The 16,748-nt window shown below is 48.7% G+C and carries 13 protein-coding genes; 6 read left to right on the top strand and 7 right to left on the bottom strand.

Translation table 11 applies throughout. The features are described from left to right. Positions 1–63: 63 nt before the first annotated feature. Positions 64–252 carry a hypothetical protein gene (locus CVT49_13895; GenBank protein PKK82426.1) on the bottom strand — a complete coding sequence of 63 codons (189 nt, stop codon included), beginning with the start codon at positions 250–252 and terminating at the stop codon, positions 64–66. Here CVT49_13895 and CVT49_13890 point away from each other — a divergent pair. Further along, complete coding sequence (locus tag CVT49_13890) at positions 229–1,386, top strand: hypothetical protein (protein ID PKK82425.1); 1,158 nt, start codon at positions 229–231, stop codon at positions 1,384–1,386. The two genes, CVT49_13895 and CVT49_13890, sit on opposite strands and share 24 nt — an antisense overlap. Before the next feature lie 212 nt (positions 1,387–1,598). After that, on the top strand, positions 1,599–3,269 hold the full coding sequence (locus tag CVT49_13885; GenBank protein PKK82424.1) for a hypothetical protein: 1,671 nt from the start codon (positions 1,599–1,601) through the stop codon (positions 3,267–3,269). A gap of 55 nt (positions 3,270–3,324) precedes the next feature. On the opposite strand, the gene CVT49_13880 is transcribed toward CVT49_13885, so the two are convergent. From CVT49_13880 to CVT49_13855, 6 genes are all read right to left on the bottom strand, one after another. Then, positions 3,325–4,725: a hypothetical protein gene (locus CVT49_13880; protein ID PKK82423.1), complete on the bottom strand. Its 1,401-nt coding sequence runs from the start codon at positions 4,723–4,725 to the stop codon at positions 3,325–3,327. Then, a complete protein-coding gene (locus tag CVT49_13875; GenBank protein ID PKK82422.1) occupies positions 4,700–6,061 on the bottom strand; it encodes a hypothetical protein in 1,362 nt (453 codons plus the stop codon). The genes CVT49_13880 and CVT49_13875 overlap by 26 nt, the downstream gene beginning before the upstream one ends. 82 nt (positions 6,062–6,143) lie before the next feature. Further along, positions 6,144–6,998 carry a hypothetical protein gene (locus CVT49_13870; protein ID PKK82421.1) on the bottom strand — a complete coding sequence of 285 codons (855 nt, stop codon included), beginning with the start codon at positions 6,996–6,998 and terminating at the stop codon, positions 6,144–6,146. Further along, positions 6,995–8,050 (bottom strand): hypothetical protein, encoded by a 1,056-nt coding sequence (locus CVT49_13865; protein PKK82420.1) that lies wholly within the window; start codon positions 8,048–8,050, stop codon positions 6,995–6,997. The genes CVT49_13870 and CVT49_13865 overlap by 4 nt, the downstream gene beginning before the upstream one ends. After that, positions 8,047–8,298 (bottom strand): hypothetical protein, encoded by a 252-nt coding sequence (locus CVT49_13860; GenBank protein PKK82419.1) that lies wholly within the window; start codon positions 8,296–8,298, stop codon positions 8,047–8,049. The genes CVT49_13865 and CVT49_13860 overlap by 4 nt, the downstream gene beginning before the upstream one ends. Further along, positions 8,258–8,872, bottom strand: coding sequence for a hypothetical protein (locus CVT49_13855; GenBank protein PKK82418.1), 615 nt, complete (start codon positions 8,870–8,872; stop codon positions 8,258–8,260). Before CVT49_13855 ends, CVT49_13860 begins: the two co-directional genes overlap by 41 nt. A 51-nt stretch (positions 8,873–8,923) precedes the next feature. Here CVT49_13855 and CVT49_13850 point away from each other — a divergent pair, with 51 nt between their 5' ends. From CVT49_13850 to CVT49_13835, 4 genes are all read left to right on the top strand, one after another. Next, the gene (locus CVT49_13850; protein ID PKK82417.1) at positions 8,924–11,539 is read left to right on the top strand and encodes a hypothetical protein; all 2,616 of its coding nucleotides are present in this window, start codon (positions 8,924–8,926) and stop codon (positions 11,537–11,539) included. Between the two features lie 374 nt (positions 11,540–11,913). After that, entirely contained in the window at positions 11,914–15,135 is a 3,222-nt protein-coding gene (locus CVT49_13845) for a hypothetical protein (protein ID PKK82416.1), read from the top strand. Positions 15,136–15,476: 341 nt separating this feature from the next. After that, entirely contained in the window at positions 15,477–15,686 is a 210-nt protein-coding gene (locus CVT49_13840) for a hypothetical protein (GenBank protein ID PKK82415.1), read from the top strand. An 830-nt stretch (positions 15,687–16,516) separates the two neighbouring features. Next, on the top strand, positions 16,517–16,735 hold the full coding sequence (locus CVT49_13835; protein ID PKK82414.1) for a hypothetical protein: 219 nt from the start codon (positions 16,517–16,519) through the stop codon (positions 16,733–16,735). Positions 16,736–16,748 lie beyond the last annotated feature (13 nt).

Genomic DNA, 16,748 nt, shown 5'->3' with positions numbered 1-16,748 from the left:
ACGCCGTCATTCGAGCCTGGGTTTTAAAAATCCAGTTGACTTCGAACGGGCGGCTACCCTATCTTAACTATGTGTCCATTTTTTTAGGGGAAGACCAACGCTACCGGGCTGTCTCAGGCCGACAACAGTAAGGTTAATCTGCTCCAGGAATTCGAATGCGCCCTGGTGCCGATATTCCAGTTTGCCGTATTCTATGGCAACGATCTCGAAATCGCCCCTGGCCCCGATATGACCCTCATCGGCCGGGTTCATTCCAACGGGAATCTCTGGCTCCAGGCCGGTTCAAACCTCCGCATGGACAGTTATGTCACCTGTTCCGGTGATCTTCTTCATGGCCGCAAGGGCCCGGGATCTGTTGATAACGGCAATGTCCAGATCAAAGATACCGACGGCAATTACCAGAATATGAAAAATTCCGATGGATCCTTTTTGGAATCAACAAATTCCAACTGGTACGATTCGGCGTCATCACGCTGGGGCGGCCGTGTTCAGGATGCCGCCTTCGGGCAAACCGAGCTGAATCTCCCGCTGACCAACAGTGATGATCCTCATAAACTGATTGAACGCGGTTCCGGCAATCCCGATTCCTATGAACATAAAGCTGAGTTGAAAATTATCGACGGCGCCGCCTATGCTCAGATCGGAAGTGTCTGGACCAATGTTACCGCCCTTCTGCCGGCCAATACTCTGACAAGTAAATCATTTTATGACAAGCACGAAGGAACCTGGGTCAATACCACCGAAGTCGATATGGCCAAGTTGGCCACAAGTACATATTTCCCGTCCAACGGCGTCATCTATGCTTCGGATGACCGTGCCGGAACATTCAACGCTCTTCGATTGGCCGATGCCGCCGATCTGGGTCATCCGGTTTCCATCTTCAGTGAGAACCCGATGTACGTCAAGGGTGACTTCAACTCAATAGACAAACAGCCGGCGGCCCTTGCGGCTGATGCCGTCACCTTTTTATCAAACAACTGGGATGATGCCCGCTCGCACCCCGATACCTCGCTCAATCGTCGAAGAGTAACAGAGACTACCTGTAATGCTTCGGTTATGACCGGCAATACCAATACCACCAGTTCGAATTACAATGGCGGTCTCGAGAATTTGCCCCGTTTCCTGGAGACCTGGAAAGATAACTGGGGAAATCAGGTCAAGTTCAAATTTACCGGTTCTCTGGTAAATTTGTGGAATTCCCTTCAGGCCGACTCACCCTGGTCCTATGGCATCTACTATACGGCGCCGATTCGTGAGTGGGCTTATGATACCGATCTCGATGATCCGAGCAAATTACCGCCGGAAACACCCGTGGTTCGTATATTCCAGCGAACGCGCTGGCAGCAGGTCGATATCGGCTACGCCGTTCAGGAGGATTCTATTTAATCCTCTTCCATTAATTGACTTTTGAAAAGCCGGCCCGGGCACACTTGATGTCTGCCGCCGGTTTTTTAATATATTGTCACTTAACAGGTTAGCGACCATGAGGGCTATTGAAAGACATCGACTAAAATCGACCGGGTTTATGCCGATTTATAAGTTAAAGGAATTCTATTTAGATCTCTATCTGTAAAGACATTAAGACGAGGAATATTTTTATGTCAAGGGTAAAATTTCTTAACAATCAAATCGGTATGGTCACATTCATTGCCTTGATGGTTATGCTGATGCTGACCATCATTGGAGCTGCGGCCCTGAAACTGGCCGATGACGAACTTAATATCGCCGGTAATGAAATGAGCGAAATGACCTCCTTTTATGCCGCCGAAGCCGGCCTTGAAATGGCCTCCGCCTCCATCCAGGCTCAATATGTATCCACCGGTAATCCGCCGACGACAATGCCGTCCGGAAGCAATAATATAAACAGCAGCGCCACTGTCGCCTATGTTACGACCGATAAAGGGGCTGCGGTACAACGCACACTGACGCTCGGGACATTGGCCGGCCTTCATGCCCTTGTAAAATCGTATCGAATACAATCCATTGGAACCTCGCTCATCGATGGCAGCCAGATACGATTGACTCAGGAATTCGAGGCCGCGATGGTGCCTATTTTTCAGTTTGCGGTGTTTTATAATAATGATCTCGAAATTGCGCCCGGCCCCGATATGAGCATAATGGGCCGTATTCATACCAATGGTAATCTTTATCTTCAGGCCGGAGCGACCCTGTGGATGGACAGTTATGTCTCATCTTCCAAAAATTTATATCATGGTCCCAAAGGCAACAACCCGTTGTCAACAGGAGATATTTTTATTAAGGATACGGATGGGAACTATCAAAACATGAAGAACGCTGACGCCTCCTTTCTGCAATCCACGAACGCCAACTGGTATGATTCGGCGTCGTCGCGCTGGAATGGTCGCGTGCAGGACGCCGCTTTCGGTCACCCGGAACTTACTCTGCCCTTGACCAATGCCGGGGATGCTCACAAATTAATCGAGCGCAGTTCGGGAAATCCCGACTCATATGAAAACAAGGCCAATATGAAAATTATCGACGGAAACGTTTATTCCCTGGTCTCCAGCACCTGGGTAAATGTAACGGGCCTTCTCCCTGCCGGCACGGTCACTCAGAAAACATTTTTTGACGGACGCGAAGGGAAAAATGTTAATACCACGGAAATTAATATGTCCCTGCTTAAATCGACCAGTTACTACCCCGGCGGCGGCGTCATTTATGCGTCCGACCACCGTGCCGGGACTTTCAACGCCCTCCGCCTCGTTAATGGTTCCGACCTGGGCCAGCCGCTTTCGATATACAGCGAGAATCCGATCTATGTCCAGGGAAATTTTAACAATGTCAATAAACAGCCGGTCGCTATTGCCGGGGATGCCGTGACATTTCTGTCAAATAGCTGGGATGATACGAAATCCACATTGACGAAGGACATGCGACCCGCAAGCCAGACCACTGTCAATGCCAGCATACTGACAGGAAACACCAACACCACCATGACCAATTATAACGGCGGCTTGGAAAACCTGCCGCGTTTTCTGGAAAATTGGAATACTGTAAGATTCATATGGCGGGGATCAATGATCAATCTCTGGAATTCTCTCCAGGCCAACGGCAATTGGGGTGGCAGCTACTATACACCGCCGATTCGTGACTGGGCCTATGACAACGATCTTGATGATCCCGGCAAGCTGCCGCCTAATACACCCTGTCTGCGTGTCTTCCAGAGAACCAGCTGGAAGCAGGAAGATGTCGGCTACGTTACGATGAATGAAAATTTGACCGCTGATACCACGACTTTGGCCCCGTAGCCAAATAAAAAAACCCCCGGCTTTCGGCCGGGGGTTTTTTTATTCTTTGACTGTTTTAATTCTCGACGGATTCGATTACTTCAACACTGCCGAGTTGAGACAAACCCGGCCGCAGGATATTAGCGGGACCGGACACGATAATAGTCATATTATTTTTATCGAGCAAACTCCCGGCAATATTTCGCAGACGCTTAGGGTCGCACTCACGGAACCTGTCAAATAGCTTTTCATAAAAATCCTGACCCACTCCAATCCGTTTGAGCGTAGCCATCATGGCTAACGAACTGTATGTGGTCTCATAATAATCAGTCGCATAGCCGTAGAAGAAATTCCTGGCTTCGTCAAGCTCCTTGAAAGGAACCTTGATATCTCGCAATTCCTCAATGACATTCATTACTTTCAAGATTGCACCCGGCGCCATATCGTTTGAAGAATTGCCGGAAATCATCCATGCCCCGTTCTGCTTCGACCATTCAATCTGCGAACCGACCGAAGAGGCCAGGGTTTGTTCCAGTACGACTTTCTGCCACAGCCGGGAGATTTCTCCGCCCCCCCCCAGAATATAATCGAACAATATCAGGGCGGCCGTGTTTTCGGAACCGGCCGGTACGGCCGGACGACCGATCAGGAAATCAGTGCTGGGTGCCTCAGGATAATCCAATATGATAATCTTCAGTGAATCCGGTAAGGAAAGATTGACAATCGGTTTAGAAAAGCCCATTCCGGGTTTCCAGTTTGAAAACAGCTTGTTTATCAATTTCACAGTTTCATCAATTGTGATATCCCCGCCAAGAAACAGGGAAGCATTATTCGGCCCGATATTATCGTCAAAAAACTGCTGAACATCGGCAAGCTCAATATTCTCTATTCCCGCCCGCGTCCCGGTAGTCGGCGAACCATAACCTTCCTCACCATAGATTTGAGAGTACAGGACATTGGTCAGCCGCTGACTTGCAATGGATTGCCGCTGCATCGATACCGATACAAAACGCCGCTTCTTCCTTTCCAGATTTATTTCCGTCAATTTCGGCCGTTGTACCATATCGGCCAGGATCTCGAGCGAAAATTGCAGGTCCCGCGAAAGAAATGTTCCCTCAATAAATGAACCATCCCGAAGCGCATTGACATTGACCGTACCACCGGTGGAATCAATGGCATTGGCCAGCGCCGTATCGGGGAAATTCTCCGTACCGTCCAGAAGCATCGATAATGAAACCGAACATAATCCCGCGGTCCGGGAAGAATCGACGGCCGTACCGGTCCCGAATAACATGAAGAAATCGATCATCGGCTGTCGATGATCCTCTATCAGATAAACCTCCATGCCATTGGACAAACTGAAACGGTGGCAGGCCGGAGCAATGACGGATGCGGAGGTCGCAGCGCCCGCGAGGACAACCGCCGCCAGAACATAAATAACTATATTTATTCTATTCCTGCTCATCATTACTTTCATGGTACGAAGTCGGACGTTCGCCGGGAGGACTTACAATAACCATAATCCTGTTGGACAGGTCGAAATATTTCTGCGAAGTATTCATGATGTCATCCAGAGTCAGCGACTTAATTGCCTTTATCATCTTTTTCCTGAATTGGATATCATTGGCAATCATACCATATGTCGCCGCAATACCGGTCTTATCGTCAAGCGTTCGTTCACTTCTGTAAAAATCGACCAGGGCCCGGTTTTTTGCCTTTTCCAGTTCCGCCTCGGTGATCTGATCCATTTTCAGCCGCTCTATTTCCTCGGCCATCTGCCTGACCCCCTCGTCCAGAGGCGAATCGAAGTTGAGTATGGCATAACTGTATATTAATCCCGGATCCTCCGCCTCGATTATTCCACCCGAGACCGCCATGGCCGATTTTTCTTCGTTGACCATTCGCTGATTTATTCGTGATGATGTTCCGGTATTCAATATATTGCTTATCAACCTCAGCGCCGGAATGTCCGGATGAGTAATCCCGGGAATGCGATATCCAATTATGAAGACCGGAATTCCCACATTCCCTTCGATTATGGATCTTCTGTCGCCGATCGATTGTGGTTCACCGATCGGCCGCCACTCTTTCGCCGGTTCACAAATAATGCTCCCGAACAATTCCCTGACCCGGGCCGCGGTACCTGCGGAGTCAAAATCGCCGGCAATGACAATCATCGCATTGGCCGGCTGAAAATATGTGCGGTAATATGCCTTGAGATCATCGAGATCCATGCGGTCGATATCTTCCGGCCAACCATACCTGTTATGGCCGTATGGATGGGACCGATAAGCCAGGTTGAAAAACTCCTCATTAATATGACCGTAAATCGAACTCTCGACCTCCGCCAGCCTCTTTTTCCTGATAATATCTTTGGCCAGAAGAAGTTTCTCGGATGTCATTTCGATGCCGGCCATGCGGTCGGCCTCAAGCACCAAAACCGTATCCAGCATTCCAGAAGGAACCTTGGCATAAAAATGGGTTACATCCCAATCTGTGCGCGAGGTGGTGTTCCCGCCGCACGACTGTATGATTCTCGAAATTTCACCCTTTTTGAAGGATTTCGTCCCCTGCCACGCTGTCGCCTCGCAAATAGATGTTATTCCCGTAAGTCCCGGGCATTCATTCTTGATGCCGACATGATAACAGATCCTGACAGCCACCAGAGGAACCGAGTGATCCTCTATTGTCACCATTACCAAACCGTTGTCAAGCACCGTCTCGACAGGATTGGTCCCGGCTTGGGAAACGGAAAACAAAAGGAATAAAATAAGAAGTGCCGTATATGATATCTTCAAATCAGTGCTTCTCATAACATCCTAAAATAGCACATCAAAGCGCCAAAGGCAATCTGAAATCATCAGATTCCTTACCGAACATATTGCTCCATGTCGTCTACTTTTTATATTTCCCCGGCGGACGTATTATTGAGGGCTGTGGATCGGAAACAACCCCCGCCGTGAGGGACGTGCCGTGATGAACCCCACCGGAAGCCAGCCTGGATTGCAGACCGACAAAATAACTGGTCAAATTAACCCTGATCCCCAGTTCATAATTCTCATCATTATCAAAATTAATATATCCGATTATTCCCGGCGACGGGTAAAATTCAGCCCCGTATACTTTCCTGGCCCCTGAAATACTCTGCTTAACCGAAAGGGACATTTCGGCGGAAACCATCAAATATCTTCCGAATGGCATACCGGATATTGAATAAAGCTGTTCGATATCGGTCTGCTCCCCGGCGATTTCCTCGCGGTTCAGATTGGAGAAAACCGCCGCCATATAAAGCTTCGGATTCTGCCTGACAAGCAGCCCGATATTCCAATTATGAGTGCCGTCAAGCGCGATCGGCCCATCCTTAACATAACGGTATGATCCCCCGACATATATTCCGTAATTAACCCGCAATCCCAGGCCGAATATATATTCATTATATTTTGCGCCTTCGAAATCATTCAGATGACGATAACTGATTCCAACGCCGTCCCCGACAGTGTTGAATCCCCAATTATGCCCAAAACTGCCGTCATAAATTTCGCCCGTGATCTGGGCCGAAATAGTCCGATAGTACCCCAGTGCGGCCGGATTTACCCAGGAAGCCTCGGGACCTTCGACAAGAGAGGCAAAACGATGATAATGCACGCCGGGCGGAATTTCATAACGGTTGGCCCCATAAAGAGACTGGAACAGAATAAACTGGAAAATCAAAAAAATAAAACTCAACCGAAAAGATGTCAAAAACTTCATCGGTTTACCTGAATCCCTTCAATAAAAATATTCCCGCTGTCTTCGACATCTATGGTGATCGGTATTGTACCCTCGCCGGTGTAACATTCCATCCGATTGCTTTGAACGATTACCGGTTTGACGGGCAAATCCGTTACATGCATTTCACCATTCGTATCGACATTCAACATGAATCTGGCCGATATATTATCGGCTATCAGCAATGAGATATCCTCAAAATCATTGGATATAGCCAGACCGGCGCCTTCACTGCCGGTCACCTCCACCCTTACCGGACAATGGGTCCCGATAATACGACAGCCGCCGCCCGTAAGCTCGGCCCCGCTTATTTTAATCTTTCCGTAACTGTTTCTGATCGTAAAACTGCCCTCAATGCCGTTAATCGTTATATCACCGTTTTCATTTTTTATACGGGTCATCTCATCCATTGTTACCAGATTCTGCGCGGTTATATCGGCGTTGCTTACGGTTACGGAAATCTCGCCGGATATATTGCTTAAATTTATATTCTGAGTGGAGCCTGCAAGAATCAGACTTCGGCTTATATTGGAAATATCCATTCTGCCGAACGAAGAGCGGTTTTCGACCGATGTAAACGGCCCGGCGATGATGATGTCAAAATATTCGGCATCAATTTCAAGCTGGCAGTCGGCCGGCAAAGTCAGTTCGCCTTCGATACTGACCGCATCATCCTCGCCGCTCCAGGGAGCCGGATTGGGCGCCCGCAAGAAAAGCCTGAGCGATGCCGGCGTCTTTTTGATTTCGGCCTCCACCAGGTTGTCATACTCCCTGGCGTCCGACTCATTGTGAGTCTTGAGTAATTTCTTATACACAAATACCGCCTGCTCGCCTTCGCCGGTATGGATGTATAATTTCCCCGAAAGACTTGATACCGACATAATATCTACTTTTTCGCCCGGTGCCAGCGTGGTTTCCAGACGACTGGTCTCGGTCACATAGCGATTATCGCTGAGCTCATAATACTGCGCCGATGCCGCTGCTGTTATTGTCAGAAGTAAAATGGTCAGGCAGAATAAGTCTCTATATTTCATGGCCTGCTTCTCCTTGCAGTCATTTCATAAATCTCCTTCATCAAAATGGAACCGGCCACCGCCGCATTAAGTGACTCCACTTTATCACTGTGCTCTATGCGAATACTGTAATCGGCCAGGCTTCGCAATTCCGCGGATATTCCCTCGGCTTCGGAGCCAATTGCCAGAATGAATCTTTTTCCCGGCTTGAACTTCTTGATTTGGGCCTTAATATGCCCCCCCCCGCGGGTCTGTAATAATAATTGCATAATTCTGGTTTTTTTTCAAAATCGCAACGTCTTCCGGCGAACCGGAACACACGGGAATTCCGAATATCGCCCCGACAGACGATCGCACTACCTTGGGGTTGTACAAATCGACCGTTTCATCGGTCCCGAGGACAAGGTTAAAATCGAAAGCCAAAGCCGACCTGATCAGCACCCCGGCGTTTCCCGGGTCAGAGACTCGATCAAGAAGTAATATTTTCTGAAATGTCCCGCCTGATATCTCACCCGGCCGGCATTGGGGAATATTAAAAAGACCTATTAAACCCTGGCTGGTCTCGGTATCCGAAAGCTGACGGATATCCCTGGCAGCGATTTCCTGGCAGTTTATCCCCCGTTCCTGATAAAGCTTAATCAGTTTCATTCCCCGGTCATTCAGTTCGGCCTGCGAGTAATATAGACCAGTTGGCAGGAAGTCGAATCGCAGTGATTCCTCAAGCAGGCGGACTCCCTCGGCCAGAAACTGATTATACTGCATCCGGCCCTTTTTGGTCAGAAGTGACCGCAATCTCTTTTTCTCTGCCGGACCAAGTTTCAATGTTATTCCTTGCATTTTCATTCACTCTCGCTTAATAATAGTATAAAACAATAATTACGAAGCTTTAAGCAAGTGAAATCTGTTATTTACATATTTTTGGCCTGGTTAATGATATGGCCTGCTGTTGCTGCCGACACGACGCAGGTTTTCATCGGCTGGGATGGCCGGTCCTATTATTCTGCCAACCAGGGTCCGCAAATCGGCCTTGCCCTTTCGGGCGGCGGGGCTCGCGGAATGGCCCAAATCGGCGTCCTGAAGGCCTTTGAGGAGACAGGAATCAGAATTGGAGGCATTGCGGGGACCTCAATCGGCGGTATCATCGGTGGGCTTTATGCATCAGGCTTCAATGCCGCGGAACTAGACGGCATTATAAGAAAAATCAATTTCGGCGAATTATTCTCCAACCGTCCCAAACGAACCACCATGCTTCTGACCCGGCGAGAAGAAATGGAAAGATATCTTATCTCGATACGTTTTGACGGCACGAAACCGTTTATCCCCCAAGCGCTTACCAGTGGCCAGAAACTCTCTGATCTGCTCTCGTTGCTGACCCTTAAGGCCAATTACATCTCTGGCGGCGATTTTTTAAGACTAAAAATCCCCTTCCTCGCCATAACTACCGATATTGTAACCGGTGAAGAGGTAGTTATTAACAACGGCAATCTAGCCGATGCCATGCGTTCGACCATGGCCTTTCCACTGGCCTTTACCGGCGTCGAACTGGAGGATATGCTGCTGATGGATGGCGGCATGGTTAACCCGGTTCCGGTCAATATCGTCGAAAAGACCGCTCCCGGTCTTGATTTGATCGTTGCCGTCAACACCACCAGCGGACTCTTATCAAAAGATGAAATCAATAATCCGATCGACATCGCCAATCAGGTCACTTCCATAATGTCGATGGATAAACTGAAAGCATCGCTCGAAGCGGCCGACATCGTCATCGAACCGACCATCCCGGAAATCCATTCGACCGATTTTGAAAATATCGATGAATTAATTGAGTGCGGCTATGAGGCCGGCTTAAAGGCCGCCAATCAAATTTATGAGCAGTGTAAAATCAAGTGTGACGGTGATTCAATATACCTGGCTGATATCAGATTCGGACCATCGGGAAAATATTGGGACACCACTCAATTTCGACTCCGTCCGGGCATGATAGCCACCCGGGAGGATATCCGGCAGGCAGCCAATGCGTTATATCTTGATCAAAGATTATTATCGATCTCTCTGAAAATTATCAATACGGAAAGAAAAGTCGACGGGTATGAGGCCGGTGATCTGATTATTGAAGCGGTTCCCGTGCCCCGTATCGATGATATCAGGATCAGCGTCACGGGGAATACGGTATTTGACGACTCCACCATCTCCAGCCTTATAAATCAGGATGACAGCTTTATCACCGCCGAAGACCTGCTCATTTTTTCGGACACTCTGGTCAGGCTGTATGAACACAAAGGTTATGATCTGGCAAATATTCGGAACCTTGCTTATCATCCGGACGCCGGAAAGCTGGTGATTGACATCGATGAGGCCATCGTGCGGCGAATAATGGTTGTCGGAAACGAGAGAACCAAGCTTTGGCTGATAAAATCAAATTATCCGCAGGCCATCGGTTCTCCTTTCAGTTCCAGATCGGCCGCCCATGGGATCGCCAACATTTTTGCCACGGATCTTTTTGACCGCGTCACTATCCACGTCCTCCCCGGTTCCGAGGGAGCGGTAGTAAAAATCGCCGTTAAAGAAAAAAAATATACACAAATTCGTTTCGGCTGGCATCTGCACGATGAGTTCAAGAATGAAACTTTCGCGGAGATTCTCGATGACAACCTCTTCGGCACCGGCCAGGAATTTCTGGCTCATGCCCAATATGCCGACCGCCGACGCAAGTATGAACTGACATTGAAAGCCGATCGCTTTTTTTCGACATATTTCACCTATCGCGCAACCGGATTCTATCATTACCTCGACCGCAATATCTACGATGACAATGGCGAATCAATCGCCATGCACAAGGAAAGTCGATACGGTTTCGATTTCGCCCTGGGCCACCAGATTGCCCGTTTTGGAACGGTCAACGGTGGTATCGGATGGACCGAGGTCGAAAATGAATATTCGCCGGGAGGCACCTCCGACCGCATAAAATTAAGAACCTTTTCGCTAACATCAAAGGTGGAAAATATCGACCAGTTTCCTTTTCCTTCGAGGGGAAAGAAGCATGTCATCTTGGCTCAGTTTGCCACGGATATTCTGGGAGCCGATGCGCAATTTTCGAAGTTCTATAGTTCCCTGGAATCTTTCTGGCCCCTTCCGGTTGGGCTTAATTTCCACCCGACCGTATCGCTCGGGCTTTCCGACGCGAAGGCCGGTATCCCGGTTTCCGAAAGATATTACATGGGCGGCCATTATTCCTTTTATGGATTCGCTTATGACGAATTGATCGGCGCGAAAATGTTTCTGACCAACCTGGAATTGAGGCTCAGTCTTCCCTACCGCTTTTACCTCTATGGCCGCTATGATTTCGGCCAGGTTTACGGGGACTTTGATGATATAAAATTGAATAATATGCGACACGGCTATGGCTTCTCGCTCGCCCTCGATTCTCCAATCGGCCCGATGGATATCGGTTACGGTAAGTCGGGCACTCACCCCGACCGATTGTATCTGGATATCGGACTGATTTTTTAGACCGGGCTGGTATTACAATTATCCCGGCCGTCTCGACAGACCTTGTTTTCAATAAAATTCTGTAATTCCGATAAGGTAAAAGGCGAAAGTTTGCGGATTGTATTAGTCTTTTTTTAATAAAAACTCAATTTTTTTTGCCTGATATTAATTCCTTTCTTGACAATGCCCGATATTTGCGTATTTTATTTAAGTAATTGATACTTTTTTACTTACCTTACCGCCAGTACCGCCGATATGAGGGGTATAGACTTCACATAAACATATATGTTTGAAGTGTTTAACTATTTTTACATTTATGACTGAACAAAAGGACCAACCGGTTGTTAAAACTTTGAAAACTATCAGCAAGTTAAAGTTATAGAGGGAATCAACAAATGGAATCCAGAAATTTCTCGTCACTGATAACCATCGTTTTATTAATTTCTCTTTTTATTGGCGGCTCGACAATAGCCTCATCACTGCACCCTGATCTGGTCAAAAAGCTTCGGGCCGAAGGCAAACTCCAGGAGTATGTCGCAGCGATGGCCGACGCCCGCGCCCGCGGCGTCGATAATCCCGATCGGAGCAGCGCTTTCGTGCCGTCCAGATCATCTTCGCTCGATTTTAAGACGGTCGATACCATCCGGGCCATCGTGTTACTGGTCGATTTTTCCGACCAGCCCTATACCGCCGGCGTTGTGGCCGGAACTCCGGTAATGTTTGACTCGCTGCTTTTTTCTGAAGGACGGCTGAATCCGACCGGATCAATGACGGAGTTTTATCTGGAAAATTCATATGGTACATTCTATGTGAAGGGCGATATTTACGGTTGGTATAGAATGCCGCAGACTTATGCTTACTATGTCGATGGTCAGCGCGGTTTTGGAACCTATCCTCGCAATGCTCAGGCATTGGCCCGCGATGCCGTCCTGGCCGCTGATCCTGATGTTAATTATGCCATTTATGATACCTATGGCCCGAGCGGCGTTCCTGATGGCGAAGTCGACGGGCTGTTTGTTATTCATTCCGGCCCGGGCTACGAGGAAACCGGCGATGTGAATGACATTCACTCTCATCAGTGGAGTCTTCACACTCCTCTTAGTCTAGACGGCGTCACCATCGACTCTTACTCAATGGAGCCTGAAGAAAGATTAAATACTTTTTCGCTTGTCGATATGGGCGTCTTCGCTCACGAATACGGCCATGTCCTGGGACTGCCCGATCTCTATGATGTTGACTATATACCTGAAACTTCCGACGGCCTCGGAAAATGGTCATTAATGGCCGGAGGCAGTTGGAACAACAGCGGCAAAACACCGGCTCAAATGGATGCCTGGTCTAAGTCTTATGTCGGCTTCATCCAGCCGATTAACGTCACCTCAAACATGGTGGGCGTCGAATTCCCTCAGACTGAAAGTGAGCCGCTGGCTTACCGCATCTGGGCCGGAGGTACCGTCGGTCCGCAGTATTTCCTTGTCGAAAACCGCCAGATGGCCGGTTTTGATGCCGCTCTTCCCGGAGCTGGATTGCTTATATATCATGTCGATGAAAACAGATGGGGCAATATAGACGTCAACCATTATCAGGTGGCCCTGGAACAGGCGGACGGAAAATACGATCTTGAATTTTCACCCAATAGCGGCGATGCCGGCGATCCGTGGCCGGGTGCGGTTAACAAAAGGTCTTTCGATGATTTCTCGACACCCAGCAGCCGGAATTATCTTAATATGACCACACAGGTATCGGTTTGGAATATTTCCAATTCCGACTCCCTCATGACCGCTAATCTGGATATCCAGTGGTCGCGGCCGTACTATTATATGATGGATACATCGTTTATCGATGCCGGAGCCGACGGGTTCCTTGACCCGCTCGAAACCGTCCAGTTTTATTTCGTACTGGCCAATATGTGGAAAGATGTCAGCAACGTCACCGTAACTCTCACCTCGAATGACCCCGATATCGTCTTTACCACCCCTTCGGTAAACTTTTCTTCCATCGGAGGCAATGGCGGCTCGGTCAATAATTATTCCAGCCCGATCGAATTCATCGTTCCCGATTTGGTTTACCCGACTTATGATTCCTTCTATGTCACTATCGAGTCGGACGGCGGACAGTTCGTCAATGTCTTTCGGCTGGAGCAGATCGTCGGTCGGCCCGAGATACTTCTGGTTGACGATGACCGTGGAAAAACCTACGATTCATTATATCTGGGTGACCTGAAGAAAAAACAGGCCCCGGCCGATGTCTGGACCAAAGCCACCCAGGGTTCACCATCAGGCGCCGATTTGAGTCAGTACAATACCGTCTTCTGGTTCACCGGCGACACCTCATCCAATCTGCTTAACGCCACCGACATTCAGTCGTTGAAAGATTTCCTTGACGGCGGCGGCAGTCTCTTCCTTACCGGTCAGGGACTGGCCTGGGAACTGAAGAATGAAGACTCGGCTTTCCTGGCCGATTATCTTCACGCCCGCGCCGACATTTTGTTCTTCAATCTGATTCACAATGGTGTCTCCGGATCGCCCATAGGTGATGGGCTGAGCTACCGTTATTACAGCGGCGCCAATCAGGACTTCAACTGGTCGAGGATGATCCAGGTGATTCCGCCGGCTCAGGCCGCTTTCAATTTCAAAAACGGCGGCCCATCCGCGCTCAGTTTCGAAGGTGACTCCAAGGTCGTCTTTTTCAACTGGGGTTATGAGGCTATTTCGAACGATTTCGGCCTTTATAACAAACGCGATACCCTGCTGGCCAATATCCTGATGTTTTTGACCAACTGGCAGCCGCAACCCTGTATCGACAGCGATGGCGATGGTTTCGGCGATCCGGGCAATCCCGATAACCGATGCCCCGATGACAACTGCCTGACCATTTATAATCCCGATCAGTCCGACTACGACGGCGACGGGCTCGGTGATTCATGCGATAACTGCATGTTCGTCTCCAATCTCGATCAGGCCGACAGCGACGGTGATGGTGTCGGCGATCTATGCGATAACTGCCCAAATATTTCCAACAGCAGTCAGGCCGATGCCGACTACGACGGGATCGGCGACCTCTGCGATAATTGTCCTAATTTCTCCAACCACGACCAGGCCAACGCCGATGAGGACAGCTACGGCAATCTGTGCGACAATTGCCCCGGTATCACCAACCAGGATCAGGCTGATGCCGACGGTGACAATGTCGGCGATATCTGCGACAACTGCATCAATGTCGCCAACCAGGCGCAGGTAAATTCCGACGGCGATGCTCTGGGCGATCTGTGCGATAATTGCCCCACTGTCACCAATGTCGATCAGGAAGATTTAGACAGCGATAATGTCGGCGACAGTTGCGATAATTGTCTTGAGGTGCCCAATACCGATCAGGCCGACAGCAATGATAATGGTGTGGGTGATGCCTGCGACTATATTTGCGGTGATGCCAACGGCAACGGCAGTGTCAATTTGCTCGACGTGACTTATATTATTAATTACCTTTATAAAGGTGGTCCAGCGCCGATAGCGATTGAGGCCGCCGACTGTAACGGCAACGGCGCGCTTAACATTCTTGATGTTACGTACTTGATTAATTACCTGTACAAGAGCGGTCCGCCGCTGATCTGCCTGTAACACAGTCATAAAATTACGTGCACATATAAGGGCCGGTCTCACCGGCCCTTTGTTTATTAACATCCCGGTTTAAAGACATCCCCAAACATGTTCCATTGTTTCGCAATGAAACATGTCTGAGGCTGCCACCTTTCTGATCAATCGTCCGTCTGTCGTTGCGAGCAGAGTGATGCGCTGAAGGCACAGAGCACAGCGTGGCAAACACGCCGTATAAACAGGACGGGCAGATGTGGACATCTGCCGCGCACAATACCGCCTGATCTCGTAGAAGATCACTCAGCTTCTTCGAATCAATATGATCCGGCGGGTGTGGCCCGGAGCTTTGCTCCGGGTTTCTAAATATGTCCAATGGTCCTCCCCTCATTATATTCAAACAAATCAATTATCAGCGAAGTTTCCTATTCAATGACATCTTAATTTCATTTTTCAAAAAAATGGTGCGCATTTGCAAAAACGTTTCATTTTCAGAAACCCGGAGCAAAGCTCCGGGCCACGCATGGCCGATTATCATTGTGGACTATCGCCGAGGTGTCATTCCAAAGGTGTGGTGATCCACGCAGGAAAGATAGTGCGTTTTGTGGAAATGGCAAGGGGAAAGTTTATTTTGGCGGCAGGTCACATCCCGTTTTTGACGGGACAAGACCTGCCGCAACATTACATAGATTCCCGCCGGGGCGGACGGGAATGACAAAGAGGAGCGGGAATGACATTAATACATGCGCCAAGAAAATCCTTGACAACATGGACTGAATGTATTACATTATCATTGTAATTAAATCCCACCATATAAGAATTATTCCTCACAAGCGTTATTTATTATGCCCCGGACGGCAATAAGACGCTTGATAAATATATCCCCTATCCGTTGGAGTTTCTAATCTTTAAGATGGAGGGAGTATGCCTATGGATCAATAAGAACGTGTGACGGTTGAAGAGGGACAGTTCGCTCCTGACTTCTTCAATTCGTCATTGCCCGGTTTGGCCGGCAGACGGACTATCTTTTGGACATTACGTCTTTAGGGCACCTGCTATTTTTCTTTCTTCATTCAGCCGTCTGTCCTGACAATAAAGGCAGCATGTTCGGACGACATCGGCTGAACAGCCGATATTAGGAACTATCCGCAATACTTCCGGCCCCGGTCATAACACCTGACCGGGGTTTTAGTTATCCCATCAGGTATCGGGTTATTCCCATACATTTTCGGCCCCAAAACCCCCAAAATCACCCGTCCGACTGCTCAAACCTTAAACATTTTGATTTATAAATCATTGTCCTACAATGAGATAAATTCAACACATCATCTCCCCCTGCGCTGCGGCATCCGGCTTGCAATTTCTATAAGCGAAATGACAACCAGATGAACTTTATAAGGATGCTTTTATGCAGGTAAAGTTTACGCTTACAATGGACAACGTCACCGTCGACGGGCAGAATATCGACTGCCTTGTTCTCGACTGGATTTCGGAGGTCGAATACGACGATGTCCTGTCCATCTCGCACAATTGGATAACCTCCCAGAATTTCCTCACCAGGAGAATGAAGGGCCTCAGCCGCGTCGGAGAATCTTCACTGAGCATTGAACCTCTGGAGGATTTTTAATCCGGGAGAGCGC

It is taken from the genome of candidate division Zixibacteria bacterium HGW-Zixibacteria-1, from assembly GCA_002838945.1.
In the GTDB taxonomy this organism is placed as follows: Bacteria; Zixibacteria; MSB-5A5; order GN15; family PGXB01; genus PGXB01.
The sequence above is the reverse complement of the archived record's forward strand: the minus strand, read 5'-3'. Positions and strand labels throughout refer to the sequence as shown.